This window comes from Methyloversatilis sp. S146-33 (assembly GCF_059552495.1).
Genome location: NZ_JCANOT010000039.1, coordinates 95,020 through 121,946 on the forward strand (window position 1 = coordinate 95,020; position 26,927 = coordinate 121,946).

24 protein-coding genes are annotated in these 26,927 nt (G+C 67.8%); 17 read left to right on the top strand and 7 right to left on the bottom strand.

The window, feature by feature from the left end; all coding sequences use genetic code 11:
- The first annotated feature begins 3 nt into the window (after positions 1 to 3).
- From AC51BJ_RS17100 to AC51BJ_RS17110, 3 genes are read left to right on the top strand one after another with little or no spacing between them, the layout of a single operon-like run.
- Positions 4 to 648, top strand: coding sequence for a class I SAM-dependent methyltransferase (locus AC51BJ_RS17100; RefSeq protein ID WP_496281036.1), 645 nt, complete (start codon positions 4 to 6; stop codon positions 646 to 648).
- A 6-nt stretch (positions 649 to 654) separates the two neighbouring features.
- Positions 655 to 1,497: a glycosyltransferase gene (locus AC51BJ_RS17105; protein ID WP_496281037.1), complete on the top strand. Its 843-nt coding sequence runs from the start codon at positions 655 to 657 to the stop codon at positions 1,495 to 1,497.
- Positions 1,494 to 2,447: a glycosyltransferase family 2 protein gene (locus AC51BJ_RS17110; RefSeq protein ID WP_496281038.1), complete on the top strand. Its 954-nt coding sequence runs from the start codon at positions 1,494 to 1,496 to the stop codon at positions 2,445 to 2,447. Before AC51BJ_RS17105 ends, AC51BJ_RS17110 begins: the two co-directional genes overlap by 4 nt.
- Before the next feature lie 6 nt (positions 2,448 to 2,453).
- Here AC51BJ_RS17110 and AC51BJ_RS17115 read toward each other — a convergent pair whose 3' ends face one another.
- Positions 2,454 to 3,203: a tetratricopeptide repeat protein gene (locus AC51BJ_RS17115; protein WP_496281039.1), complete on the bottom strand. Its 750-nt coding sequence runs from the start codon at positions 3,201 to 3,203 to the stop codon at positions 2,454 to 2,456.
- A 275-nt stretch (positions 3,204 to 3,478) separates the two neighbouring features.
- Here AC51BJ_RS17115 and AC51BJ_RS17120 point away from each other — a divergent pair, with 275 nt between their 5' ends.
- The 14 genes from AC51BJ_RS17120 (at position 3,479) to AC51BJ_RS17185 (ending at position 19,996) form a co-directional block, all read left to right on the top strand.
- A complete protein-coding gene (locus AC51BJ_RS17120) occupies positions 3,479 to 4,942 on the top strand; it encodes a lipopolysaccharide biosynthesis protein (RefSeq protein ID WP_430435150.1) in 1,464 nt (487 codons plus the stop codon).
- Complete coding sequence (locus tag AC51BJ_RS17125; RefSeq protein ID WP_430435151.1) at positions 4,939 to 5,724, top strand: polysaccharide deacetylase family protein; 786 nt, start codon at positions 4,939 to 4,941, stop codon at positions 5,722 to 5,724. The genes AC51BJ_RS17120 and AC51BJ_RS17125 overlap by 4 nt, the downstream gene beginning before the upstream one ends.
- Positions 5,725 to 5,730: 6 nt before the next feature.
- Positions 5,731 to 7,281 carry an MBOAT family O-acyltransferase gene (locus AC51BJ_RS17130; protein ID WP_496281040.1) on the top strand — a complete coding sequence of 517 codons (1,551 nt, stop codon included), beginning with the start codon at positions 5,731 to 5,733 and terminating at the stop codon, positions 7,279 to 7,281.
- 5 nt (positions 7,282 to 7,286) lie between these two features.
- Positions 7,287 to 8,351, top strand: a complete 1,065-nt coding sequence (locus tag AC51BJ_RS17135; RefSeq protein ID WP_496281041.1) for a hypothetical protein — start codon at positions 7,287 to 7,289, stop codon at positions 8,349 to 8,351.
- 70 nt (positions 8,352 to 8,421) lie between these two features.
- Complete coding sequence (locus AC51BJ_RS17140; RefSeq protein WP_496281042.1) at positions 8,422 to 9,375, top strand: glycosyltransferase family 2 protein; 954 nt, start codon at positions 8,422 to 8,424, stop codon at positions 9,373 to 9,375.
- Between the two features lie 4 nt (positions 9,376 to 9,379).
- Positions 9,380 to 10,327: a glycosyltransferase family A protein gene (locus tag AC51BJ_RS17145; protein ID WP_496281043.1), complete on the top strand. Its 948-nt coding sequence runs from the start codon at positions 9,380 to 9,382 to the stop codon at positions 10,325 to 10,327.
- 16 nt (positions 10,328 to 10,343) lie between these two features.
- Positions 10,344 to 11,243, top strand: a complete 900-nt coding sequence (locus tag AC51BJ_RS17150) for a glycosyltransferase family 2 protein (protein ID WP_496281044.1) — start codon at positions 10,344 to 10,346, stop codon at positions 11,241 to 11,243.
- 10 nt (positions 11,244 to 11,253) lie between these two features.
- On the top strand, positions 11,254 to 12,204 hold the full coding sequence (locus AC51BJ_RS17155; RefSeq protein WP_496281045.1) for a sulfotransferase family protein: 951 nt from the start codon (positions 11,254 to 11,256) through the stop codon (positions 12,202 to 12,204).
- Positions 12,201 to 13,094, top strand: coding sequence for a glycosyltransferase family 2 protein (locus tag AC51BJ_RS17160; RefSeq protein ID WP_496281046.1), 894 nt, complete (start codon positions 12,201 to 12,203; stop codon positions 13,092 to 13,094). Before AC51BJ_RS17155 ends, AC51BJ_RS17160 begins: the two co-directional genes overlap by 4 nt.
- Before the next feature lie 7 nt (positions 13,095 to 13,101).
- Positions 13,102 to 13,953 (top strand): glycosyltransferase family 2 protein, encoded by an 852-nt coding sequence (locus AC51BJ_RS17165; RefSeq protein WP_496281047.1) that lies wholly within the window; start codon positions 13,102 to 13,104, stop codon positions 13,951 to 13,953.
- Entirely contained in the window at positions 13,950 to 15,575 is a 1,626-nt protein-coding gene (locus AC51BJ_RS17170) for an asparagine synthetase B family protein (protein WP_496281048.1), read from the top strand. The genes AC51BJ_RS17165 and AC51BJ_RS17170 overlap by 4 nt, the downstream gene beginning before the upstream one ends.
- Before the next feature lie 99 nt (positions 15,576 to 15,674).
- Positions 15,675 to 16,901 carry a glycosyltransferase family 4 protein gene (locus tag AC51BJ_RS17175; RefSeq protein WP_496281049.1) on the top strand — a complete coding sequence of 409 codons (1,227 nt, stop codon included), beginning with the start codon at positions 15,675 to 15,677 and terminating at the stop codon, positions 16,899 to 16,901.
- A gap of 55 nt (positions 16,902 to 16,956) precedes the next feature.
- The gene (locus AC51BJ_RS17180) at positions 16,957 to 18,825 is read left to right on the top strand and encodes an asparagine synthetase B family protein (protein WP_496281050.1); all 1,869 of its coding nucleotides are present in this window, start codon (positions 16,957 to 16,959) and stop codon (positions 18,823 to 18,825) included.
- A complete protein-coding gene (locus AC51BJ_RS17185; RefSeq protein WP_496281051.1) occupies positions 18,806 to 19,996 on the top strand; it encodes a glycosyltransferase family 4 protein in 1,191 nt (396 codons plus the stop codon). Before AC51BJ_RS17180 ends, AC51BJ_RS17185 begins: the two co-directional genes overlap by 20 nt.
- A 28-nt stretch (positions 19,997 to 20,024) precedes the next feature.
- Here AC51BJ_RS17185 and AC51BJ_RS17190 read toward each other — a convergent pair whose 3' ends face one another.
- From AC51BJ_RS17190 to AC51BJ_RS17215, 6 genes are all read right to left on the bottom strand, one after another.
- On the bottom strand, positions 20,025 to 20,816 hold the full coding sequence (locus AC51BJ_RS17190; RefSeq protein ID WP_496281052.1) for an ATP-grasp fold amidoligase family protein: 792 nt from the start codon (positions 20,814 to 20,816) through the stop codon (positions 20,025 to 20,027).
- An 88-nt stretch (positions 20,817 to 20,904) separates the two neighbouring features.
- Positions 20,905 to 22,260: a putative O-glycosylation ligase, exosortase A system-associated gene (locus AC51BJ_RS17195; RefSeq protein WP_430435166.1), complete on the bottom strand. Its 1,356-nt coding sequence runs from the start codon at positions 22,258 to 22,260 to the stop codon at positions 20,905 to 20,907.
- A gap of 15 nt (positions 22,261 to 22,275) precedes the next feature.
- A complete protein-coding gene (locus tag AC51BJ_RS17200; RefSeq protein ID WP_496281053.1) occupies positions 22,276 to 23,637 on the bottom strand; it encodes a phenylacetate--CoA ligase family protein in 1,362 nt (453 codons plus the stop codon).
- The gene (locus tag AC51BJ_RS17205) at positions 23,630 to 24,460 is read right to left on the bottom strand and encodes a sulfotransferase domain-containing protein (protein WP_496281054.1); all 831 of its coding nucleotides are present in this window, start codon (positions 24,458 to 24,460) and stop codon (positions 23,630 to 23,632) included. The genes AC51BJ_RS17200 and AC51BJ_RS17205 overlap by 8 nt, the downstream gene beginning before the upstream one ends.
- Positions 24,453 to 25,700 carry a glycosyltransferase gene (locus AC51BJ_RS17210; RefSeq protein ID WP_496281055.1) on the bottom strand — a complete coding sequence of 416 codons (1,248 nt, stop codon included), beginning with the start codon at positions 25,698 to 25,700 and terminating at the stop codon, positions 24,453 to 24,455. The genes AC51BJ_RS17205 and AC51BJ_RS17210 overlap by 8 nt, the downstream gene beginning before the upstream one ends.
- Complete coding sequence (locus AC51BJ_RS17215; protein ID WP_496281056.1) at positions 25,697 to 26,911, bottom strand: TIGR04063 family PEP-CTERM/XrtA system glycosyltransferase; 1,215 nt, start codon at positions 26,909 to 26,911, stop codon at positions 25,697 to 25,699. Before AC51BJ_RS17215 ends, AC51BJ_RS17210 begins: the two co-directional genes overlap by 4 nt.
- Positions 26,912 to 26,927: the final 16 nt, after the last annotated feature.

Below are 26,927 nucleotides of genomic sequence, written 5' to 3' on the forward strand. Positions count from 1 at the left end.
TCCGTGAGCGACATCCAGCGCTACCCCGATTCCCCGCGCAGCGAAATGCAGCGCTTCGTGCCCGCATGCGCGCGCCGGCTGCTCGACGTCGGCTGCCATACCGGTGCCTTCGGCCACGCGCTGAAACAGGTGCGTGACATCGAGGTATGGGGCATCGAGCCGGCCGCCGACGCCGCCGCGCTGGCAGCAACCCGGCTCGACCACGTGCTCGCCGAGCCGATGGCGGCAGGCTGCGCGCTGCCCGACGGCCACTTCGACGCCATCGTGTTCAACGACGTGCTCGAGCACATGGAAGCGCCGTGGCACACGCTCGAACTGGCGCAGCGCTGGCTGGCGCCGGCCGGCGTCGTCATCATTTCGCTGCCCAATCTGCTGCACGTCGACAACGTCGAGCACATGCTGTTCGAGCGAGATTTCCGCTACGAAGGCCGCGGCGTGCGCGACCGCACCCACCTGCGCTTCTTCACCCGCAAGAGCGCGCTGCGCATGATCGAGGACTGCGGCTACCGGGTGGATACCGTCGAGGGCATCAACGAGTCATGGTGGTCGCCGTCACCGCTGCGCCGCCTCGCATTCCGCCTGTTCGATCGCTGGCTGGCCGAATTCAAGCCGCAGCAATTCGCCTTCGTGGCGCGACCTCAACGCTGAGTCGCCATGGCTGCGCCGTCGATCAGCGTCGTCATGCCGGTGTTCAACGGCGCAGCACATCTGGCCGAAGCCCTCGATTCGGTGCTCGTGCAGCGTCTGCCCGCGGCGCGCGTCGTCGTCGTCGATGACGGCTCGACCGATGGCAGCGCTGCGCTGCTGCAGCGCTACGGCGACCGGATCACGCTCGTGTCGCAGACCAATCACGGCCAGGCGCACGCACGTCGCACGGGCGCCGACGCTGCTGGCGGCGAACTGATTGCCTTCATCGACCAGGACGACGTGTGGGACGTCGACAAGCTGGCGCGCCAGGTCGACCTGATGCAGCGCTTTCCGGACGCCGGTGCCACCTACTGCGATCACCGGCGCATCGACGCTGACGGCAAGCTGCTGGCCGCCACCGGTTCGGGCTACGGTCTGCGCGGCAGCGGCCGCATCCTCGACGCGCTGCTGCACGGCAACTTCATTCTCAGTGCCTCGCTGGTGATGGTCCGCCGCAGCGCCTACGAGGCGGCCGGCGGCTTCCTGCCACAGCGCGGCTTCTGGGCCGACGACTACAGCCTGTGGCTGCGCACGGCCGCGCACGCCCCCTTCCTCTATCAGGCGGAAACGCTGGTGAGTTACCGCCAGCACGCCAACAACACCTCGGGCGACCGCTACGAGCAGGCGCGCGGCGACATCCAGGCGCTGCGGGAACTGTGCGCCCATCTGCGCGCAGCAGACATGTCCAGGGCACTGCCGGCGGCCCGGCGTGCCCTGCGCGACGCCTACATCGGCACCGCGATGCTGGCGCGACAGCGTGGCGAGTGGCGGCAGGCGCTGCGCCATCGCGTCGCGGCCTGGCGGACATGAGCGCAATCTCAGACAACGCCGCGCCGCGCGTGTCGGTGGTGATACCGACGTACAACCGGCCCGCACTGCTGCGCGAGGCGCTGGCCTCGATCGCCGCACAGACCTGTACCGACTGGGAAGTGGTGGTGGTCGACGACGGCTCGACGCCGCCGATCGATGCCGCTGCGCTGGAAGCCGTCGTCAACGGGCGGCTGCGCCTGGTCCGCCACGATCAGCCGCGCGGCGTCGCCGCTGCGCGCAACAGCGGCTTCGCCGCCGCCCGCGGAGAACTGATCGCCCAGCTCGACGACGACGACAGGCTGGCGCCGGAAGCCCTGTCCGCCGCCACACAGGCGCTGCGTGACGCCGACGTGGCCTTCATCGGCGTAGACGCGTTCGGCGACGAGGCAGAAGACGTCAATCTGCGACAGCGGAGCGCGACACGACGAACGCTGCGCCTCGCGAACGCCCGCGCCGGAGACGAATGCGTCATCACGTTCGATGGTCGCTTGTTTGCGGCGCTGCTGCTCGGCGTGCCGGCTGCATTCCAGCATCCGGTTTTCCGGCGCACCGTCCTGGATGCGGTCAGCCCGATGGGCAACGACCACTGGCCCGAATCGGCCTGGGCGCTTGAGGCGGCGGCACGTGGGCTGCGCTGCGTGCTGGTCGATCGGCCGCTCTACCAGTGGCGGCGTGACGGTCAGAGCTATTTCTCACAGGCCGCGCTGGCCAGCCGCATGCACGAGCACGACGTGGAAATGAAACGCGCGCTGTTCGAGCGGCTGCAGCCGTTGCTGCAAGCCGAACATCGCCGACTGCTCGGGCGCGCGCTGGGCAATGCCCTGTTCGACCGCTGCTGGGCGACGCAAGGTGCCGCGCCCGGATTCTGGCGAGACTTCATCCGATCGCTGCGCCTGGCACCGCGGGCAGGCCACCTGGCGCTGCTGCTCAGGCGGCTGCGCGCCGACTGAGGAGGCTTACTCGGCCGCTGCGGGCGCTGGCTCAGCCGCGGGCGCCGTCGTCGCGCCCGGCTCCGATGCGGGCGCCGACTCGGCGGCCGGCGCCGCTTCCGGAGCCGCGGCGCCCTCTGCAGCCGGCGGCGCTTCCGCCGGCTTGGGCTTGGGAACGGGCACCACCTCGATCGCCGCCGGCTTGATTCCGGCGGCACGCATCTCGGCGATGCGCAGGTCTATCTTCTTGTTCTCGCCGCAGTACTCACTCGCCTGCATGAGCACCGACAGCGCATCCGACTTCTTGCCCGCCTGGTAGTACATGTCGCTCATCGCGACCCAGGCGTCGACCAGCTTGGGATTGAGCTTGAGCGCCTCGTAGAACTTCTGCCGTGCAATGTCGTACTCCCCGCGGAGCTGGTGGCCGCGGCCAAGATTCACGTAGGCGTCCGGTCGCAGATAGAAGGTTCTTTCCGTGCTGTCGATGATGTAGTTGAAGTTGCCGACCACGGCATTGGCCATGAACTCGCGCTGCTGCTTGTTGTTCAGATTGGCGTAAGCCAGATTCAGCGCCTTCAGCCCGAAACAGAAGTGGTGGATGTGCAGGTAGTTCTTGGGGCCCAGTCGCTGCGTCCAGTAATCCACAAGTTCCTTCGGCTCGCGTTCGATACGCGCGCGACAGAACGGTGGATACAACGCGAAGTCCTGATCCGTCCAGTTGGTCGTCTCGTTCCGGCGCGCCGCGACGTCTGCGGAGAAGACGAACAGCGGAAGCATCCAGACAAGGTAGCGCCAGCGAGGGAAGCTTGGGGATCGCGGGATCGACGAAAGCATGCAAGGTCTCTCCGGTAGGTCACAAGGTCGAACAGTAGACCACGCGAAGCGTGGCGCGAACAGCGACGCAGCTAACGCTTGGCTTCAGACCGGCAACGCTGGCCTGCGTCACGGCGTGACAGGGTGTGCAAGGCATCGGCCCCGTCTGATGCGATACTTTCGCGCTCACTCCCGCCGCAGAGGCGGACCTTCCGGAACCTGCCCCTTCATTCGCCCGCATGGCCGCCAGTCACAGCTTCAGACACAGCGTCGGTTGGCTCTTCCTGGGCAACACCAGCATCCAGATACTCACCTTCGCCTTCGGCATCGTGCTGGCGCGCCTGCTCGCGCCGGCCGAATTCGGCATGCTGGTGACGATACAGGTGTTCACCGGCCTGGCCGGCTTCGTCTCCGGCGGCGGCATGGGTCAGGCGCTGGTGCGCGCCAAGGAGGCCACGAAGCACGACTACGACGTGGTGTTCACGCTGCAGCTGCTGATCGGCATCGCCATCTACGCGGTGTTCTTCTGCGCCGCACCCTGGTTCGCCCGCTGGTACGACACGCCACTTTACGAGCAGCTGCTGCGCGTGTCGGCACTCACCTTCATCACGCGCCCGCTGGTCAATCTGCCGAACAGCATCCTGCATCGGGAAATGCGCTTCAAGGCACAGACCGTCGCCCGCGTCATCACGCTGTTCGTAGCCAGCGGCACCAGCATCGGGCTGGCCTTTGCCGGCTGGAGCGTCTGGAGTCTGGTGCTCGGCGGCATGGCGGGATCGATCGCCAATGCCACCGCCCTGGCATTCATTGCGCGCTGGCGGCCTGGCCTGAGCTTCGAGTTCGCACGCGGGCGAGAACTGGCGCGCTACGGTTTTCTGGTGTCGGTGAACGACATCGTCGTGTATCTGCGCAACCAGGCGTCGAACTTCGTGCTCGGCCGCACGCTCGGCATGAGCGCGGTCGGTCTGTTCAACAAGTCCGACAGCCTGGTGCGCATGCCCAACATGTTCATCGTCGGCTCGGTCTATCAGGTGCTGTTCCGCGCCCTGGCGCGGGAGCAGCACGACGACGCGAAGTCGCGTCACATGTTCCTGCACAGCATCCGGCTGGTCGCCGTGTACGCGGCGCCGTTCTATGTGCTGCTGCACCTGCTGGCGGCGCCGATGATGAACGTGCTGTACGGCGCGCGCTGGATCGAAGCCGCCGGGCCGCTGTCGCTGCTGGCCATCGCCAGCCCCTTCCTGATGATCGCCAACCTGTGCGGGGCGGTACTGGCCGCACGCAACTGGCTGCACCGCGAACTGAAGGTGCAGATCGCGCTGCTGCTGCTGACCGGCGGCGCCACGCTGGCTGGCCTCGAGTACGGACTGAACGGCGTCGCGGCGGCGCTGATCGCGGTCGCCGTCTATAACGCCACGCATATGTACTGGCTGGCCTCGCGCTGCCTCGACACGCGCTGGCGCGAACTGTTCGGCGCGCTGATGCCGGCGCTGCTGCTGGCCGTCCTGATGGTCGCCGTCGCACTGCCGCTCGAGCACTACGCGCGCAATCTGCCGGAGCTGCTGCACCTGATCGTCGTCGGCGGCTGCAGCGCGGCCGTCTACGGGCTGTGTTTCCTCTTCCTGCCGATCGGAGCGCTGGCCGGCGAGCGGCAGAAATGGAAGGCGAAGATCCCCTTCCTGCGTGCGGAGCCGCGCAAATGAGCGATCCGGTCTCGCGCCTGCTTCTGCGCCGGGCCGGTGGGCACGGCCCCGTCATGCTGATGTACCACTCGGTGGCCGCGGGAAGCGGCCGGCCGGACTGGCCGTGGGCGGTGTCCATGCAGCAGTTCCGCGCGCAGATGGACATCCTTGCGGCCGGTGGCTGGGCGACTCCGACCATGGGCGAACTGCTGGTCGATCCATCGCGCTGGCAGGGCCGGGTCGCGGTTATCACCTTCGACGACGGCTACGCCGACAATCTGGCCGCCTTCGATCTGCTGCGCGAACGGCAGATGCGGGCCACCTGCTTCATCGTGACCGGCTCGATCGGTGAAGCGCCCCGCTGGGGCGCCAAAAACCGGCCACCGCTGACGCTGCTTGACCGCGCGCAATTGCGTGCCCTCGCGGAATCGGGCATCGAGATCGGCTCGCACACGGTGAATCACCTCCGCCTGCCCGCGCTCGAGGACGGCGCACTGGCCAGCGAGCTGCGCGATTCGCGCGTTGTGCTGGAAGACATCACCGGTAAGCCGGTGCGCAGCTTCGCCTACCCCTACGGCGCCTGGGACGCGCGCTGTGCTGCCGCCGTGCGCGACGCAGGCTATGCTGGCGCCTGCACCACGCGCACCGGCTGGGCGCTGCGCGACGGCGATCTCTACGGCCTGCGCCGCCTGACGCTGTACAACACGGACGGCGCCGGCAGCTTCATGCGCAAGCTGGCCGCCGGCACCAACGACGTGGGCTGGCCGGCGACACTGCGCCGGCTTCTGCACGGAAGGGGCTGAGCCGGAATGCTGTTCAACTCGTGGGAATTCCTGCTTGTTTTCCTGCCGTTGAGCTTCTCCGGTTTCTTCCTGCTTGCACGCGCAAACCGCCGCATCGCCGCGGGCTGGCTGTTCATCGCCTCGCTCGCCTTCTACGGCTGGTGGGAACCGATACACGTCCTGCTGCTGCTCGCCTCGATCGCCTTCAATTTCACGGTCGGTTCGGCCATCTCCTCGGCGCATGCGGCCGGCGCGATGGCACGCGCAAAGCGTCTGCTGTGGCTGGGCATCGTCGCCGACCTGGCGCTGCTGGGCTGGTTCAAGTACGCGAACTTCGTCGTGAACAGCGCGAACGCGGTCGGCGACTTCGGCTGGCAGCTCGAACACATCGTGCTGCCGCTCGGCGTGTCCTTCTTCACCTTCACCCAGATCGCCTTCCTGGTCGACGCCTTCCGCGGCGAAGTGAAGGAACGCAACCCGATTCACTACGGCCTGTTCGTGACCTGGTTCCCGCACCTGATCGCCGGGCCGGTGCTACATCACAAGGAAATGATGCCGCAGTTCGCCGCCGCGGCGACCTACCGCTTCAGCTGGGAGAACGTCGCCGTCGGCGGCACGATGTTCATCATCGGGCTGTTCAAGAAGGTGGTGCTGGCTGACGGCATCGCGGCATACGTGGCGCCGGTTTTTTCGGCCGCAGGCAATGGCGTGCAGCCCGGCATCGTCGAAGCCTGGTGCGGTGCTCTGGCCTACACGCTGCAGCTCTACTTCGACTTTTCCGGATACTCCGACATGGCGATCGGCCTGTCGCGCATGTTCGGCGTGCGCCTGCCGCTGAATTTCGATTCGCCTTACAAGGCCGCGAACATGATCGAATTCTGGCGGCGCTGGCACATGACGCTGTCGCGCTTCCTGCGCGATTACCTGTACTTCGCGCTGGGCGGCAACCGGCGCGGGCCGCTGCGCCGCTACATCAACCTGCTGCTCACCATGGTGCTGGGCGGCCTGTGGCATGGCGCCGGCTGGACCTTCGTCGTCTGGGGTGCGCTGCACGGGGTCTATCTGTGCGCGAATCACGGCTGGCGCACACTGCGTGCGCGCATCCTTGCTCGCCCGGCCGGCAGCGCCGAACGCCTCGCCGGCGCGGCGCTCACCTTCGTCGCCGTCGTGCTGGCCTGGGTGTTCTTCCGCGCCAGCGACTTCGACGCTGCCTGGCGAATGATCGACGCGATGCGCGGCCAGGCCGCATTGCAGGTGCCGGCCAACTGGCCGCTGGCCTGGCAGCTCACCGCCGCGCTGAAGGCGGCCGGTCTGAGCGTGACACAGGGTGTGCCGGTCACCGCCTTCGACCCGTCCGGTCATGCGCCCTTCTGGATCGCCGGCCTGCTTGCCATCGTCTGGCTGGCACCGAGTTCGCAGCAGATCATGGCGCGCTTCGAGCCCGCGCTCGAACGCGCACAGGCGGCGAGGCTGGCCTGGCGACCGACCCGGCTGACGGCGATCTGCGCGGGCTGCGCCTTCGGTTTCGCGCTGCTGCACCTGAATCGCGTCAGCGAGTTTCTGTACTTCCAGTTCTGACGCACATGAGCCGACCGCAGATCTCCTTCCGCCGCTACATGGCCCTGACGGCACTCAGCGCGGCGGCGGTCTGCGCCCTCGCCTTCGCCATCAATGCGGCGGTCGATCCGCTGTGGCATTTCAGCGGCAACCGCTTCAGCGGCGTCAATCCGCACTTCAACGAGCGCCTGTCCAAGATCAACCTGCTGCGGCGCCGGTTGGCCGATTACGACTGCGTGATCTTCGGCAGCTCGCGCGGCACGCTGATGCCGGGTGACGCCTTCTCGCCGCACCGCTGCTTCAACCTGTCCTTCGCCAGCGGACAGATCGAGGAATTCGTCGCCTACGCCGACTACCTGCGCCACCTCGGCATGCGGCCGAAACTGGTGGTTGTTGGCGTCGATGGCTTCAACTTCCTGCGCGAAGGGCGCGATCCGCCGTCGATTCCGGACTTCGTCCGTGAGTTGCGCCCGCCGCCCGGCGTGCTGGCGGACTACCTGTCGGCCGGCAGCCTTGCGCTGTCCTGGCAGGCGCTGACCCAGCCCGGCACGCCGCGCTACTACGACCGCAACTTCGACTGTGTCATCCGCGCTGACGCCCCCGCCTTCGACCCGGCGCGCTTCCGCAGCGCGGAAGGCCTGCAGCGCAGCGACGCCCGGCGTCGCCCGTCGATTCCGTTCGACAGCGCCAACGCGCGCCTGTACGGCGAGCTGGCTCGCCGCTTTCCGGACGCCCGCGTGCTCGCCTACGTGCCGCCGGTCAGTGCCTGGCGCATCGACGAAATGGAGCGCCACGGCCTGCTGGACGGCTATCTCGACGCGCTGTACGCGACCGCCCGGCACTTCCCGCGCCTGATCGACTTCTCGCTGCCCGGCGAGCAGACGGCGCGAACCGACAACACCTACGACGGTTCGCACTACGCGGTGGCGGTGAACCGCGACATGGCCGCACAACTGATGTCGGAGGGGGCGCCTACCTGGGGCGTCGACGTCACCGCCGCGGGCCGTGACGTATACCAGAGCCGTTATCGGCAAGCGCTGCTAGCATTCCGGGACGCTCAAGAGTTTCGCGCATCCGCCCACCTACCGTGACCGCCGCCGTCCGACCGTCCTTCGCCCCTTCCGCAACCCTGTCGCCTCCAGTCCTGCGGAGCAACGCGGCGTGACGCCTGCCATCTCCATCGTCATGCCGTGCTACAACGGCGCCCGCCACCTCGCGCAGAGCGTGGCCAGCGTGCAGGCGCAGACGCGCGGCGACTGGGAACTGATCATCGTCGACGACGGCTCGCGCGACGACTCCTGGCAACTGATGCAGGCGCTGGCCGCCGCCGACCCGCGCATCGTGCCGCTGCAGCAGGCAAACGCTGGCGCCGCCGCGGCGCGCAATACCGGGCTCGCGCAGGCGCGCGGCCGTCTGCTGGCCTTTCTCGATTCCGACGACACCTGGCGCCCGGAATTTCTGGAACGCATGTCGGCCGCGCTGGCCGGCCGCGAAGACGAAGCGCTCGCCTACTGCGGCTGGCAGAACATCGGCGTCGGCCGCGAGGGCAGCCAGCCCTTCGTGCCGCCTGAATACGAAACGCCGGACAAGATCGAGAAACTGCTCGGCGGCTGCCGCTGGCCCATCCACGGCGCCATGCTCGGCATGGCGGCCATCCGCCGCCACGGCGCCTTCGACACCGCGCTCAGTTCGTGCATGGATTACGACCTGTGGCTGCGGCTGGGCAGCGTGATGCCTCTGGTCCGTGTGCCCGAGGTGCTGGCCTTCTATCACTTCCACGATGGCGAGCAGATCACCAAGAACCGCTCGCGCATCGCCTTCAACCACCTGCGTGCGCAGCAAAAATTTCTCGCCGCGCACCCGGACATCGCGCAGCAGCTTGGCCGGAGCCGTGTTCGCGCACTGACCAGCGGCGAGCTGCTGCACCGCGGCTACGTCAGTTACTGGAAGGGCGACACGGAGACTGCCCGCTCATTGTTCCGGGCCGTCATGGCCAGCGGCTACGGCCGCCCGAAGGACTGGCTCTACATGCTGCCCGCACTGCTGCCGCTGCCTTTGCATCGCGCGCTGCTGCGCGTCATGCGCGGCGACCGGGCGGGCAAACAACAGGGATGACCGCATGATCAGCTTCGCCTTCTGCACATACAACCGCGCCGATCGCCTCGATGCGCTGGTCGCCGCGATGCGCGCCCAGCAGGCAGACGTTCCGTTCGAAATCCTGGTGGTGAACAACAACAGCAGCGACGACACGCTGGCCGTACTGGAGAAGCTGGCCGCCCAGCCCGGTGCGCCCTTGCGCTACGTGACCGAATCGACGCAGGGCATCGTGCCCGCGCGCAACCGCGCACTCGCCGAAGCGATGGACAGCGACATCCTCATTTTCATGGACGACGACGAACTGCCGCATCCGGGTCTGGTCGCTGCGGCTCACCATGCGATCGCCGTCGAAGGCGCGCAGTGCGCTGGCGGCCGCGTCGAAGTGAGCTTCGCGCCGGGGCAACGTCCGCACTGGCTGGAGGACGACCTGCTCGGCTTTCTGGCAGAAGTGAATCACGGCCCGGACGCGTTCTGGATCAAGGACGATACGACACCGGTGTGGACCGCCAACGTTGCCTACGACATGCGCATTTTCCGTGACGACCCGACGCTGCGCTTCGACAAGCGCTTCGACCGGATCGGCAACGTGATCGGTGGCGGCTCGGACGCCATCATGTTCCGCGCCCTGCTCGAACGTAAGCTCAGGCTACGCTACCGGCCGGACATGGTGGTCGACCATTTCGTCGAAACCTGGCGCCTGAAGCGCAGCTATTTCGTGCGCCTTCACTACCGTGGTGGCCTTCGTTTCGGCGAGCACCGGATGCCGCGTGCCGAGCGCGAGCTGCTCGGCGTGCCGCCCTTCCTCGTGCGTCAGCTGGTGTCGCATACCGGCCAATGGATGAAGATGATGCTGACCGGTCAGCGCGGCACGCTGCGCCAGGGCATGAACGTGGCCCACACCTTCGGCGCGCTGCGCGGTTACCGCCGGCGCGGCCGCAGCGCGACGACGGCGCCGGGCGCGGTCGCCTGACCTGCCCGCCATTGCAATGCACACGCTGACGGTACTGATCTGCACCCACGACAGGCGTGAACTGCTGTCGCGGGCTCTGGCGTCGCTCGATGCCTGCCGCCTCCCGGCGAACTGGGACGTGCGCATACGCGTCATGGCCAACGCCTGTTCCGATGACACCCTGGACTGGCTGGCAAAGCGTCAACACGGCATCCCGCTGGACTTCGACCACGAGCCCCGCCCGGGAAAGTCGAATGCACTGAACCGCGCACTGCCCGGCATCACCACCGATTGCGTCACCTTCGTCGACGACGACCACCGGGTCGACGCCGGGTATATCGAAGCCGTCTGCGCCGCCTTCGACCGCCACCCGGAAGCGGACCTGCTGTGCGGCCGCATCCTGCCCGACTGGGATGGCAGCGAGCCGGACTGGGCGCGCGACACCGGTCCCTACCGGGTCTATCCGCTGCCGGTTCCGCGCTTCGATCTCGGCGACGACTGTATCGAAGTCCCCACCGGCAAGGCGATTCCCGGCGGCGGCAATCTCGCCGTACGCAGCGTCTGGCTCGCACGCATCGGCAGCTTCTCGACCGAACTGGGCCCGCAGGGGCACAACCTCGGCGGCGCCGAGGACATCGAATGGGTCAAGCGCGGCCTCGCTCTCGGCGCACGCCTGATCTACGCACCCGACATGGTGCAGTATCACTTCGTCGATGGCGCACGGCTGCGCACCGGCTACGTCGTGCGCAAGGCTTTCATCCGCTCGTCCTCGGTCGCCCAGGTCGATGGCGTGCGCCCGGCCGCCTACATGGTGCGCAAGGCCCTCGGCTATTTCGGCTCGGCCGCCACGTCACTGACGGCCAACCGCCGCCGCCATTACCTCGTGCGCCTGGCCGCCTCGCTGGGCGAGCTGCACGGCGCACTGAAGAATCGCTGAACGGACCTCGATGCTGAACAAACTGGCCAAGCTGCGCGATCCGGACATCGTCGCCAAGAACATCGTCGAACTGCAGCGTGACGCGCGCGGCCTGTGGTGGGATCTGACCCGCCCGACGCCGCAGCCGCCGGTCTTCCTGGTCGGCTGTTCGCGTTCCGGCACCACGGTCACCTTCGAAACCATCGGCGCGTCGAAACAGCTGGTGAACCTCGGTTTCGAAATCCCGCAGTTCTGGAACGAGCTGTACGGTCCGCTCAACAACGGCTGGCATTCGGAAGCCGCCGGCGCCGAGCACGCGAAGCCGGAACACCGCGACGCCGCGCTGCGCTTCTTCTACCGCCGGCTCGGCGGCGGCCGCGTGCTCGACAAGACCTGCATCAACGTGATGCGCGTCGGCTACCTGCACGCGCTGTTCCCGGAGGCGAAGTTCGTCTTCATCCAGCGCGACGGCCGCGACAACATCAGTTCGATGATCGACGGCTGGCGCCTCGGCCGCACCGACGGTGACTTCCATCTGTCGCAGTTCCTCGGCGACTTCCCGGAGCCGGTGGCGATCAACGGCGGCGAGTACACCGACTGGGCCTTCTTCCTCGCGCCCGGCTGGCAAGCCTACAACCACGCGTCGATCGAGGAGGTGTGCGCCTTCCAGTGGATCAGCGCGAACCAGCTGGCGCTCGACGCCGCCGCCGCACTGCCGGCCGACCGCTGGATACACCTGCGCTACGAGGACCTGTTCGAGCGGCCGGTCGACATGTTCCGCGACGTCTATGCGCGGCTCGACCTCGACTTCACGCCGGACATCGAACAGCGCTGCCGCACGCTGGACCAGCGCCCGACCAGCATCGTCAAGGGCAAGCCGGCGAAGGCGAAGTGGAAGCAGCAGAACCCGGAACTGATCGAGCGCATCCTCGACCGCATCGCGCCGATGCAGACCCGTCTCGGCTACGACACCGGCGCATGAGCGGCCCGCGCGTCAGCGTCGTCGTCCCCGCGTACAACGCGGCCTGGTGTGTCGCCCGCGCCATCGACTCGGTGCTGGCACAGACCGCTCGTGACTTCGAACTGATCGTCGTCAATGACGGCTCGACCGACGACACCGCCACGGTGCTGGCCGGCTACGGCGATCGCATCCGCGTCGTGACACAGCAGAACGCCGGGCTGTCCGCCGCGCGCAACGCCGGCATCGCCGCCGCGACCGGCGACTGGGTGGCCTTTCTCGACGCCGACGACTGGTGGCTGCCGGGCAAGCTCGCCGCGCAGCTGGACCTGGTCGACGCGCAGACCGACATCGGTTTCTGCTCGACCGCGGCGCTGATCGTCGATCCCGAGGGCAGGCAGGTCGGCACCTGGGAAGACAGCGGCGCGCACGGCGCCATCCTGCGCGACATCTTCGCCACCAACGCCACCGTCGCCGGCAGTGGCTCCGCCGTGATGGCGCAGCGCACGCTGTTCGCGCGGACCGGAGGTTTCGACGCCGCCTTGCGCAGTCTCGAAGACATCGACATGTGGATGCGTCTCGCTGCCATCACCCGTTTCGGCTGCGTGCGTGAGGCGCAGGTGTGCATCCTGCGTGCACCGGGCAGCATGAGCCGCAATCGCGAGGTGATGCGCAGCAGCGCGCTGCAGGTGATGAACAAGAACCGGGATCTGCTGCTGTCCCCTGACCGTGGCGCGTTCTGGCGCACCGCGATGGCCGGCGTGCTGGCCGACTACGCCAAGTGGCGCTACCGCGACGGTGAGCGCGCGGCCGCGCTGCGCGATCTCGCGCAGGCCTTCGCGCTGGCGCCGCTGGCGCGCGGCCGCCTCATCCTGTCATTGGCGCTGGCCATGCTGACCGGCCGCCCGGTCTGACGCAGCGATGCTGAGCGTCGTCATCCCGGCGCACAACGCGGCCCGCTGGATCGCCGACGCGGTCGTCAGCGTGCAGTCCCAGCCGCTCTCGCCGGCACCGGACATCGTCGTCGTCGCCAACCACTGCAGCGACGACACCGCGGACATCGCCCGCGCGACCGGCGCGCACGTCATCGACAGCCCGGCGCCCGGCCCCGCCGCCGCGCGCAATGCCGGCGTCGCTGCGGGCCGCGGCGAATTCATCGCCTTCCTCGACGCCGACGATCTGTGGCCGGCCGACAGTCTGCCGGCGCGGCTCGCGCTGCTGGAGGCGACGCCCGACGCGGCGATGGTGTTCGGCGACTGCCGCCAGTTCGACGACGCTGGCGACGGCACGACTCGGCCGCACGCACGGACGCTGTTCGAGCAAGGCGATCTGGACGCCACCTTCTTCGGCGATGCGGCGCGGGTGATCGATCCGCTCGAAAAGCTGCTCGACGCCGACTTCGTCACCACCGGCAGCGTCGTGATGCGGCGCCACGCCTTCGAAGCACTCGGCGGTTTCGACAGCTCGCTCGCGCTGGTCGAGGATCTCGACCTGTGGCTGCGCTGCGCCGCGCGTTTCCCGCTGCTGTGGCATCCGGGCCTGGCGCTGCTGCGCCGCCGTCATGACAGCAATCTGTCGCGCGACACCTCGGCGATGCAGCGCGCCTACATCGACGTGCTTGGCCGCCTCGCGCAGTGGCCCGAGGCGCAGCACCTCGCGGCGCGCATCGACGCGCTTCGCCGGCGCGAACTGCGCTCGCTGGCGCGGCAATCCCTGTCCGCCGGTCACCCGATGAGCGCGCTGCGTCAGTGGCTCCGAGCGGTATCGACATGAACGCGACGGCGCACGGACGTTTCGATCCGCGCAACGGCCACCTGACGCTGTCGCCGGGATGGTTCCGGCCGCCAGCGGCAGCGGCTGATCTGCATCTCGCCGGCGAGCTGTTCTGCGGCGAAACGCTGAACGACCCGCTTCGTGACGGCGTCGCGCCGGACGCCGATGGCCGCTACGCGCTGGCCGCCTGCGACAGCGCACAACACCGCCTGCTGCTGGCGCGCGACCCGGCTGGCTCGGTGTCGCTGTTCTGGCACCGCGACGCGCAGGGCTGCCTGCATTTCGCCACCGGTCTCGACACCCTGCTCGCGCAGTTGCCGAGCCGGCCCGGCATCTCGGCACGCGGGCTCGACGAATTCCTGCGCTTCCTCGACATCGCTGCACCGAACACCATCCATGACGGCGTCTACGCGCTCGAAGCCGGCGCCGCCCTGCTGTTCGACAGAGGCGGCGTGCGTGCGCTGCCGCATGCGGCAGCGCCGCCCTTGCCGACGGACTATCGTGCCGCCTGCGACGAAGTCCATGACCGCCTGCTGGCCGCCATCGCGCGCCGCCTGGACGGCGCGCACGCGCCGTCCGCCTTCCTCAGCGGCGGCGTCGATTCGGCCCTGCTGTGTGCGCTGGCGAAACACGGCGGTCACGCGATCGAAGCGTGGTCGGTCGGCTTCGACGACGCGGCACTGGACGAATCCGCCACCGCCGCGCGCATCGCCGCCCACCTCGGCCTGCGTCACCATGTGCTGCGCCCCGATCTCGACGCGCTCGAAGCCGTGTTCGAGCGGGCGCACGCGCATGCCGAACAGCCCTACTGCGACCCCGCCGGCATGCCGACGCGGCTGCTGTACGAAGCGTGCGTGCAGCAGTCCGACCGCGCGCTCGACGGCACCGGTGCCGAGGCGCTGGCCGGCCTGATGCCGGCGCGCTGGCGGCGCATCGCCCATGATCACGTGGCTCGCGTCCCGGCGCCGCTGCGCCGCGCCATCGCCGGCACCTTGCAGGCACTGCCGCTGATCGGCGGCTACGCGCGAATGTTCCGCTTCGACGTGGCGCAGGACCTGTTCATCCGCTGGAACGGCTTCAACGCCACCGACATCGCCCGCCTGACCGGCCGCGCAGCCGATCTGTCCGGCACCCGCTTCTATCGTGAGCACGCGGCGCTGGCCGGCCGTTCGCATCTGAAGCGCCTGTCGGTGCTGCAGGGCGAGGCGCAGCCGGACGACCGCATCCGTCAGGCCGCGCTGGCGACCGGCTTGCGCATCGAGCACCCTTTTGGCGCCGCCGACGTCAGCCGCCTGCTGCAGGCGATGCCGGAAGCGTGGTGCTGGCAGGCCGGACGCGAGAAGCGCCTGCTGCGCGACCTGCTGGCGCGGCACGTACCCGAAGCGATCTGGGATACACCGAAGCGCGGCTTCAATATCGACCTCGTCGCGCTGTTGCGCGTCCACGACCATCGCCTGGTGCGACGCCATCTCGGCGACGCTGCCGCCATCGAGCGTAGCGGTCTCGATCCGGCGGAAGTGCTCCGCTGGCGCGATCGCTTCATCGCCGGAGACACGCGTGCTGCCCACCGCGTATGGGGGCTGATCAACCTCGCGGCGTGGCGGGCGCGGCACGACAGCTGACCGGGCGAACACCCTGCAGTGCGGCATCTTCCCTCGTCGCCGGGGCGCAGGCTCGGCTACAGTAGGCGCCCATTACGCACCCGACCGCCCCTGGCCCGCATGAGCCTGCACAGCGCATCGAGCACACCGTCCCAGCAGGACCTCACGCCCGTCGGCCTCGCCGCGGCGCGGCCGCTGCGCGTGCTCATGTACTCGACCTATTTCCCGCCCGAGTTCAGTGGCGCTGCGCAGCAGGCGCTGATGCTGGCGCGGCAGTTGCGAAGGCTCGGCCATCATGTCGAATTCGTGACGGTGCGCTGGCGCGATCTGCCCGAGCACGACACGGTGGATGGCTTTCCGGTCACGCGTCTTTACGCCGGACGCGGTGCCAAGCATCGCGAACTGCGGCTGTGGGCCAATCTGTGCGCCTATGTCTGGCGGCGCCGTCACGACTTCGACGTGCTGCACAGCCATGGCGCCTATTACACGAACGCCATCGTCGGGCCGCTGGCACGCGCCGCCGGTCTGAAGTCCATCGTCAAGGCCAGCCTGGCCAACGACGACCTGCACGACATCGGCCGCACGCTGAGCGGTCGGCTGCACCGTGCGCTGCTACGGCAGGTCGACGCCTGCGTCGCGATCAGCCGCGATCTGGTGCGCGAGTTCAACGACTGCGGACTGCCGGCCGAACGCATCCACTATCTGCCGAATGGTGTCGATACCGCGCTCTTTCACCCCGCCGACGCCGACGCCCGCGCGGCGCTGCGCAGCGAACTCGGACTGCCGGCCGACGTGCCGGTGGCGCTGTACGCCGGTGTAATGGACGCGCGCAAGAATATCGAATGGCTGGCCACACAGTGGGTGCACCAGGACGCCTTCGGTACCGGCGCCCTGCTGGTCGCCGTCGGCCCGCAGAGTCGCGAGGACCCGAACGGCGAACTGATCGCCCGTCTAAACCTACTCGGCAGGCAGGCGCCCCAGCGTTTCATGCTGCGGCCGCGCAGTGCCGACGTCGAGCGCTATCTGCGCGCAGCCGATCTGCTGGTGCTGCCCTCGCACCGCGAAGGCCTGCCCAACGTGGTGCTGGAAGCGATGGCCAGCGGTCTGCCCTGCGTCGCGGCCGACGTCAGCGGCACCCGCGATCTGGTGCAGCATGGCCGCACCGGCTATACGTATTCGCCGGACGATCCGCAGGCGCTGGCACTGGCCGTGTGCAGCGGCCTGTCACCGGCCGGACGCGCGCTGGGCGAGAACGGCCGGCGCATCGCCGAGGAGCAGTTCTCGCTGCACAGCGTCGCACAGGGATACAGCCGGCTGTACGACCGCCTGGTTGGAGGACAACGATGAAGACGTACCGCGCAAGGGGCACCAGCGAGTGCGTCCGCACTGAAAAGGAAGAACGATGAGCAAGATATGCGGCTGGCTTGACGGCCCGAATCCGCCCAATGCACCACTCGACGATCGCACCGGGCTGATCGGCAGCATGGCCGAGCGGCTGGGCGGCCTGTCCGAGGCGGGCGTGCAGTTCCGTCTCGGTGGCCGCGCCGCGGTGGCGGTACGCGCCCGCCCCGGCGATACGGAAGTGTGCAAGGACGGCGACCTGCTGCTGGCACTGGCCGGCAAGCCGTCGTGGGCGGACGCCGACCTGGCCGCGCGCGCCGCACACACCGGCATGGCGCAGTCGCTGCTGCAGGCCTGGCGCGAGCGCGGCCCGGCATTGCTCGAATCGCTGCACGGACGCTTCTCGATCGCCCTGGTCGACGGCGCGAAGCACGAGGCGCTGCTCGCCATCGATCGCGTCGGCGCGCAGGAACTGTGCTACGCGCTGCGCGGCAGTACGCTGGTGTTCGGCGCGACCACCGACGCGGTGACCGCGCACCCGGCGGTGCGCCCGGCGATCGATCCGCAGTCGCTGTACGACTACCTCTACTGCCACATGGTGCCGGCACCGGCCACCATCTACCGCGACGTATTCAAGCTGCTGCCGGCGCAATACGTGCATCTGCGCGACGGCGCACTGCGCACCGGCTTCTACTGGAGCATGCCCTACGCCGACGATACGCCCGACGACTATGCCCGCTACGCGGCGCAGTTCCGCGAGCTGCTCGAATCGTCGGTGCGTGACGCGACCACCCGCGACAGCGTCGGCGCCTTCCTCAGCGGCGGCACCGACAGCTCGACCGTCGCCGGCATGATGGCCCGTGTGACCGGTCGCGGCCCCGACACCTATTCCATCGGCTTCGACGCAGACGGCTTCGACGAAATGGAGTTCGCGCGCATCGCCGCCGGTCATTTCGGCTGCACCGCCCACGAGTACTACGTCACCCCGGCCGATGTGGCCGAAGCGATCCCGAAGATCGCAGCCATCTACGACGAACCCTTCGGCAACGCCTCGGCGGTGCCGACCTACTTCTGCGCCCGCATGGCGCGCGCCGACGGCCGCACGCTGATGCTGGCCGGCGACGGCGGCGACGAGATCTTCGGCGGGAACGCGCGCTATGCCGATCAGGAAGTGTTCGAGCGCTACGGCCGTGTGCCGGCGCCGCTGCGCGCGCTACTGAATGGCGTGCTCGGCCATCTGCCCGATGCACTGGCGGTCGGCGTGCTGCGCAAGGGCCGCAACTACGTGCAGCGCGCGAGCATTCCGCTGCCGGACCGGATGGAGGTGTTCAATCACGTCGAACGCGAGGGCGCGTCGCGCATCCTGCCCGAGCGGCTGCTGCGCGGCATCGACCCGGACCACCCGCGCGCGATCGCGCGCGAGGTGTACGGCCGCACACGGTCGCAGGCCATGGTCAACCGCATGATGCATCTGGACCTGAAGCAGACGCTGGCCGACAGCGACCTGCGCAAGGTGTCGCGCATGTGCGAACTGGCCGACATCGAGGTGCATTACCCGCTGCTCGACGAGCGGCTGATGGACTTCTCGGCCATGCTGCCGGCCGACTACAAGGTGCGCGATGGCCAGCTGCGCTGGTTCTTCAAGGACGCGCTGAAGGACTTCCTGCCGCAGGCGACGATCACCAAGTCCAAGCACGGCTTCGGCCTGCCCTTCGGTCTGTGGATGCAGCAGGACCCGCAGCTCAGCCGCATGGCGCACGAGGCGCTGGACGCGCTGGCGCAGCGCGGCGTCGTGCAGCCCGCATTCGTCAAGCATCTGCTGGAGCGCCACCGCAGCGAACACGCCTCCTACTATGGCGTGATGATCTGGGTGCTGATGATGCTCGAACACTGGCTGGCCGCGCATCCGAATGCGCGACTGGACGGGTGAGGCGATGAACACGCCCGACGCCCGATTCCTGGTCATCACCGAACTGTTCCAGCCCACCAAGGGCGGGACGGCGGTGTGGTTCGACGAGGTGTACCGCCGCATGGGCGGCGCCGGCACGCACATCCTGACCGCCGACGTGCCGGGTGCCGAAGAGCACGACCGCGCCAGCCCGAACACCATCCATCGTCTCGGGCTCAAGCGCTATCCCTGGCTGCGTCCGGAATCGCTGCCGGTCTATCTCGAATTCTTCGTGAAGACGCTGAGCGTGGGCTGGCGCCACCCGGTGACCCAGATCCATGCCGGCCGCGTGCTGCCCGAAGGCCTGGTTGCCGTGCGCGCCGGCCGGTTGCTGCGCCTGCCCGTGGTCATCTACGCGCACGGCGAGGAAATCACGACGTGGCGCCAGCCGCGCCGGGTCAAGGCGATGCGCGAGGCGTATTGCGGCGCACAGCTCGTGATCGCCAACAGCGAATTCACGCGCGGCCTGCTGCTCGACATGGGCGTGCAGCCGGAACGTGTGGTCATCATCAATCCGGGCGTGGACACCGAACGCTTCCGCCCAGGGCTGGATGGCTCAAAGCTGCGCGCCTCGCTCGGCCTGAAGCCGGAGGCCAAGCTCATCCTGTCGGTCGGCCGGCTGTCGCGGCGCAAGGGTTTCGACTACGTGATGCAGTCGGTGCCGGAACTGGTGCGCCGCGGGCTGGACGTGCACCACGCGGTGATCGGCAAGGGTGAGGACGCCGAGTACCTGGCCGGCATCCGTGCCGCATCGGAAATGCCGGAACGCATCCACCTGCTCGGCGGCGTCAGCGCCGACGATCTGCCGCTGTGGTACGCGGCCAGCGATCTGTTCGCGATGCCCAACCGCGACATCGGCGCCGACACCGAAGGTTTCGGCATGGTCTATATCGAGGCGGCAGCCTGCGGCCGTACCTCGCTGACCGGCATGGCCGGCGGCACCGGCTCGGCCGTGCTCGACGGCGAAACCGGACTGCGCTGCGACGGCAATTCACTGCCCGCGGTGACCGAAGCGCTGTTCAGGCTGCTCGATCCGACGACCGGCTTCGGCGCGGCCTGCGCCGCCCGCGCGGAAACGCGGGCACATCGGGATTTCTCGTGGGCGGCGGTGATGCGGCAGACGGTCGAGCATACGCACGACCTTAAACGCTGATAGTGAGACGCTGATACTGCGACGCTGATCAGTTCGCCTGTTGCCAGAAGCGCCCGACGGTCAGGTCCCATTCGTCCGGGCGGAAGCGCATGCGGCCGCCCAAGGGCGTGAAGGTCATTTCGCCGAAATAGACCTGTCCGTGCACGTTGTACAGATCGACGCGGACGAAATCGAAGCCTTCGGACAGACGGGCACCGACTTCGAGCAGCCGGTCGAGATTGGCCGGACGCGGCATGTCGAAATCCTTCTGGTTGTCGCGGTAGCGGAAGGGCAGCAATGTCCAGTCGCGATCGTAGAAGGCGTTGATGCCGTGCCGGCAGTCGTCGACCTGCACGAGCTGCGGCACGCCGTCGAAACACCACAGCTTGTAGTCCAGGGGGCCGTTCTCCTGGCCGTCGTCGAGATAGGCCTCAATCACGACGCGGGGCTTGATTTTCGCGTAGTGATATTCGTGGTCGATCCAGTAGTAGTCCTTGCCCAGCCACTCCGTCAGCCGCGCGACGATCTCGTCGCGGTCGAATGCGCCGTCGATCAGGATGTTGCCGCCGGAGCCATTGTTCGTCTTGATGACGCACTTCGGCGGCAGTCGGTCGAAAGGAATGCGCCGGGGGTCGGTGCCCGACCAGATCAGATCGACCAGATGCGCTTCGCCAACCTTCTCGCGCACATAGTCGCGCACCGCGTACTTGTCGCTGAGGCGCGAGTAAAGTGCATTGCCACGCCTGTTCACGACGAGCATTCGCTGCAGCACCTTTTCGGTGAAGCGCTCGACGTGCGCCGGGTCGAATGGACGACTGTGCACTTTCTGATAGCGCTTCATCAGCTGCGCTTCGCCGATCGCGCGTCTGTTCAGACGTCGGCGCAGGGTGCGCCAAGCCTCCTTCAAATCCATACCAGGTCTCCCGTTCTCACCCCGGAGCGCCGGTTTGGGCCGGTTGCGGTCTGGGCTTCCAGGGCCACAGTCGTGGAATGCGGCCGCCCGCGAACAGACCGGCCGGCCGCGCGCGAGCCCAGTCGGCGTCCGGCAGGCCCTCGATACGCCGTCGGATCAGCCAGGTCGTGGCGACGACGATCACGATGAGCGTGTAGTAGTAATCGAAATAGGCCAAGCCGAGGAAGAGGCCCGCAGTCGCATAGGCGATGAGGCTCACCTGCACCATCCGCATCATGTCCGCCACCCATGCGATGTCGGGCATCTTGCGCGCCCGGCGGGCGCTCCAGCCTGCGCTGAGCCAGGTGCACAGGCCGAGGGCGAAGAACAGGCCGAGCCCGATGTATCCGTGTTCGCCGAGCACTTCGAACACGACGCTGTGCACATCGCGCACGTTTGTCGGATCGGGCGCGTACATCGCGAACACCTGACGCTTCCAGCATTCGAAACCGCCGCCGAAGATGCGGTCATTCGCCATGTTGAAGCTGGTCCACCAGGCATTGACGCGCCCCTGTGCGGACTTGTCCTCTTCGTGCGTCTCGATGGTACTCATGCGGTCGTACCAGGACTGCGGCATGAAGTTGGCGATCGCGTAGCCGGTCAGTGCGAGCAGGATGGCGGTTTGTATCTTCTTTCGACTGTTCAGCCAGATGAAGACGGTCATCGATGCCATGCCCAGCATTGCGCCACGCGATTGCGTGCCGATCGCGGCAAAGGCCGTCAGCACCACCCAGGTGGTCAGGAAGGCCTTGAGCAAGGGATTGGACGCACGAGAGCGCATGAAGTAGAGCAGCGGAACGGTCATTGCCAGCGCCAGACCGATCTCGTTATTGCCCCCGATGAAGGTGCCGGGCGGTCCCTGTACGCGAAACACGCCGCCGCGCAGGATGGTGAAGATGCCGCCCTTGAAACCGTAGAAGCCGATCGACGCCGCCGACACCCAGAGCAAGGCCTCGATGCGGTCGAAACTGCGCATGATCATCAGGGCCACGAAAATCATCAGCTGGATCTTCAGCACCTTGTCCAGCTGGATCTGCGCGTCCGCGGGGTAGATCGCCTGTGTCGTCGTGATGCACATCCAGATCACGAACAGCGCAAGGATGATGCTCTCGCGCGTCCAGATGATCTTCTTGATCTCCTTCGAGAACAGCAGCGCCACCAGCGTGGTCAGCGCCACGATCATCGCGAACGGAAAGCTCAGCGAAAATCCGTAGGCCAGCCGGTGCGGGTTCATCAGGCTGAGCCAGGTGAACACCAGGATGCCTATCCAGGGCGTACGCAGGATGAAGGGCAACATGCCGAATACGGCGATGGTGACGACGATGTCACGCACGGCGCGTCACCTCGATCATGCAGCCACCTTGCTGACGACGTAGCGGAACTTGCCCGAGCCTTCGGCCGCGATCTGCGCGACGTGCTCGACCACCACCTCGACCGATTCGCCGAGCCGCGCCTTCATACCGGCACGGATGCGCGCATCGCCGTCGGACGGAAAGCCGGGCTCGGTCATCACCTTGACCCGGGTGAGATCCAGGCTTTCCTGCTCGATGCGGAAGCCGGCCACGCCGGGCATGTCGCGCACGATGTAGATCAGCGCCAGGCCGTGCATCACCGTGCCATCCCGGGCGACGATGAAATCGGTGCTGCGGCCCTGCACTTCCTTCAGCACCGGCAGCGTACGGCCGCAGGCGCAGGGCGCGTCGTCCGGCGCCGCCAGCACGCCGACGTCGCCGGTGCGGTAGCGCACGAAGGGGAAGTCACGGGTGGCCAGATGGGTGACGACAATCTCGCCGGACTCTCCCGGCGGCAGCACGCGACCTTCGCGATCGACGATCTCGACGATCACGTCCTCGGCGGTGATGTGCAGCGAGCCAGACGGGCACTGGTGCGCGATGAAACCGGCGTCGCGCCCGCCATAGCCGTTGGCCACCGGTGCACCGAAGCTCTGTTCGATCAGCGTGCGCTGGTGGTCGTACAGACGTTCGGACGTGACGAACACCACCTTGATGCCGAGGTCGTCCATGCGCACGCCCTGCCGCTGCGCATGGCGGGCGATGTGGGCAAACGCCGACGGGTAGCCGAACAGCATTTTCGGCCGCAGCGCACGGATTTCGTCGATGAAACCGTCCACCTTCGCGTCGGACATTTCGAAAGCCGGCAGCAGCCGGGTGCGCATCAGGCGATCGCGCAGCAGACGCACGCGGTCCTGCGCGCCCAGTTCGATCGGGCTGCCCCACAGCACGATTTCCGGGTCACCGATATCGACGCCCCACCAGCGGGTGGCCCGCCACTTGGCGGCAACGTCACGACTGACGCGTTCGAGGCCGATGTAGAAGATGAGCGGCACGCCGCTCGACCCGCCGGTGTTGAAGCGCGCCAGCCCGCGTGCATCATCCGCCTTCAATGCGTCGGTGTGGGCGCGGATCAGCGGCTTGTCGAGGAAGGGCAGCTGCTGCAGGTCGGTCAGGCTGGAGACTGCAGCCGGATCGAAGCCGATACGTGCGAACAGATCGCGGTAGTAAGGAACGTGTGCCGCCGCATGCGTCAGCAGCGCGCGCAGGCGTTGCACACGCAGCGCTTCCAGCCGCTCGCGCGGCCACCACTGGCTGTCCTCCATTGCACGCCGATCGGCCACCGTGCTGTGCTTCTTCAGCCGCTCCTGCAACGGAAAGACAAGGCCGGATACCAGACGGGTACGCAGATCAGGCATGCGTCCCCCGCACGGCGGCGAAGCGTGCCATCAGTTCGTCGCACAGCTGCGCAACCGCCGGTTCGACCGGCGGCGGCGCCTTCTTGCTGATCGAACTGGCGAACACCTTGCGCGTGATGAAGGGCGTGAACGGCAGGTCGATGAAGCGGAAGGCGGCTTCGCACTCCTCGACCGGATGCGTCACCAGCGACTCGTAGGACAGCAGCTTCACCCGCGGATTGCGGTCCAGCTTCATCTGGAAGAACAGCAGGTTACGGAAATACCAGATCAGCGCGGCGGCGGTCGCCTCGTTCATGTCCGGACGCCACAACTCGCGCACGAGACGCAGCGTGTCATCGGCCATGCCGCCGGCGAACCACTCGCCATCGGCCTTGCCGCGCACGATGCGGTCGATCTGCTGTGAGAAGCGGCCGAAGGACACCAGGGCCGAGTTCACCGCATCACGGTACTCGCGCACGATCCACAGCGCCTTCGACGGCTGGAACTCGCTCATCAGCGCCGGCAGGCGGTCGAGTTCGCACAGGCACTTGATGACGAAGTGCGGCGCACGCGACTGTTCCACCAGCCGGCGGATCACCGGCAGCTCGCGCATCATGTAGTTGTCGAAGGCGCGCGGGTCGCGCTCGTGATAGACGTCGGTCAGCATGCTGCGCTCGATCAGGTCCATCAGCATATTGGTGCCCGAACGCTGCATGCCGGCGACAAACACGTGACGGCGCGCGCCGGCGGCACGCGGCAGGCGCTGCACGCACCACTTGGACGCGAGCAAGGTCCGGTACTCGATCTGCTCGCGCACATGCGCCCATTTCGATGCTTCAGCCAACTCGTCTGACTCCTTCGTTGGTGGCGGCGACCGCTCCGCTGCGGCCCAGCGCCCTGAACGCGGTGACCAGTGCGGCCACGCGTCCATCCCATTCATTGTCCCGCGCGTAGGCCAGGATGGCATCCCGGTCCCAGTCGCGTGCGAGCGCGGCGGACAGCGCGGTCTGCAGCGCGGCGGCGTCGCCGAAGGGTACGACGGTACCCAGTTCGTCGCGGCAGACGACTTCGCGATTGCCGCCGACATCGGTCGTCACGACCGGCAGCCGGCAGGCCATCGCTTCGAGAAACACATTGGCCCAGCCCTCATTGCGCGTCGCCAGTACGAACACATCGGCCGCCGACAGCGGCTGCTTGAGCGCCTCCGGCGGCAGGGTGCCGAGAAAGCGCACGCAGTCCTCCAGCCCGCGTTCGCGCACCTGTTGCCTGAGCTGCGGCCCCCAATCGCCTTCGGCGCTGGCGCCGCCGATGATCAGGAACAGGAGCTTCGGCACTTCGCGGCGCAACGCCGGCAGCAGTTCGATCACGCGATGAAAGCCCTTGCGCTCGGTCAGGCCCCCGACGCTGATCAGCACCGTGGCGTCGGCCGGAATGCCGAGCGCGCGCCGCGCCTCGGCGCGGTCGACCGGATGGAACTTGCGCGTATCGACGCCATTGCCCACCACCTGCAGCTTGTCGCGGGCGATGCCCAGACCGGCGGCGATGTCGGCCAGCGAGGACGACACCGAGAACACGCGGTCAGCGCGCTCGAGGGCGGCCTGCAGGCGTTCGCGCAGGCCTGGCGTGCGTGCGTGGCGGGTTTCGGTGCCGCGCAGCGTGATCGTGAACGGCACGTGCAACCAGCGCGCCAGCAAGCTGGCCGCATAGCCGTCGGGATAGCCGAAGTGGGCGTCGAGCACGTCCAGACGCCCCTCACGCTTCAGGCGTGCCAGCGCACCGCGCGCGCCCAGCGCCAGCAGCACGCCGTCGAGATTCTTGAACAGTCCGGGCACAGACAGGAAGCGCGGATGCAGCACTGTCACGCCCTGCTGCACCTCGACGCGCGGCACGTCCGGCCGGAAGTGCGGCCGGATCAAACGCAGCAGCGACTGGAACGGAAACCAGGGCACCGGCGCGACCACGGTCAGCGGCAGTTCGGCGCCGACACGGAACATGCGCTCGCGGATGAACACGCCGGCCTGCGGCTGCGCACAGTTCGGGAACAGCGTCGAGAACGCGACGATGTGTGGCCCGGCCTGGGTCATGCAGCGGCCTGGCCGAGCAGCGAACCGTAGACGTCGCGATAGCGCGCGACCGAATTCGTCCAGTTGCGCTCGGTCTCGACATAGCGCCGCCCGGCTTCGCGCAGCTGCGGCCAGCGGTCCTGCATGGCCAGCAGCCGCAACACGCTGCGCGCCAGATCGTCGGCGTCGCCGGCACGGAACAGCACGCCGGTCTCGCCGTCGCGGATCAGTTCCTTGTGGCCGCCGACGTCGGAGGCGACCAGCAGCAACCCCTGCGCCATCGCCTCCAGCGGCTTGAGCGGTGTGACCAGGTCGGTCAGGCGCATCGAGTGGCGCGGATAGACCAGCACGTCGACCAGACTGTAGTAGCGCTGCACCTGCGCGTGCGGCACGCGGCCGGTGAATTTCACGTGGTCCTGCAGACCGAGTTCCTGCGTCAGCTTCTTCAGGTTCTCTTCCTGCGGTCCGCCGCCGGTCAGCAGCAGCGCGACGTCCGGTGCCTTCTGCAGGATGGCGGGCAGTGCGCGCAGCAGCAGGTCCAGCCCCTCGTAGGCGTAGAAGGACCCGATGAAGCCGAGCACGCGCTTGCCGGTCAGACCGAGCTCGGCGCGCAGCCCGTCATCACCCGGCACGCCAAAGGCGAAGTTGTCGATATCCACCGCGTTCGGGATGACTGTGATCTTCCACTCCGGCACGCCGCGCGCGACCAGGTCGCGGCGCAGGCCCTCGCAGATGGTCGTCACCGCATCGACCGTATGCACCGCGCGCGTTTCCATCGCGCGCGTTGCCCGGTAGCGCAGGCTGCCTTCGGTGGTGGTGCCATGATCGACCGCGGCGTCCTCCCAGAAGGCACGGATTTCGTAGACGACGGGGATGTCGAGCCGGCGCCCGACCAGCAGCGCCGGGAAGGCATTCAGCACCGGCGAGTGCGCATGGATCACGTCCGGCTTCAGTTCGGTCGCCACCTCGAGCAGGCGCTTTTCCAGCGCGCGCATCTGTGCGCGCTCGCGCAGCACCGGCACGCGGTCCATCGGGCCCGGTGTCCACGGCGTGCGGTGGAAGGTGAGGCCATCGACCTCTTCGACCAGCGGGCCGGGCGCGGTGTGCTTGACGCTGGTGACGTGATGGGTGTCCCAGCCCAGCTTGCGCTGTTCGCGCAGGATGGCGGCAGTGCGGAAGGTGTAGCCGCTGTGCAGCGGAATCGAGTGGTCCAGTACGTGCAGGATGCGCATCGGTATCGGTGTCTCT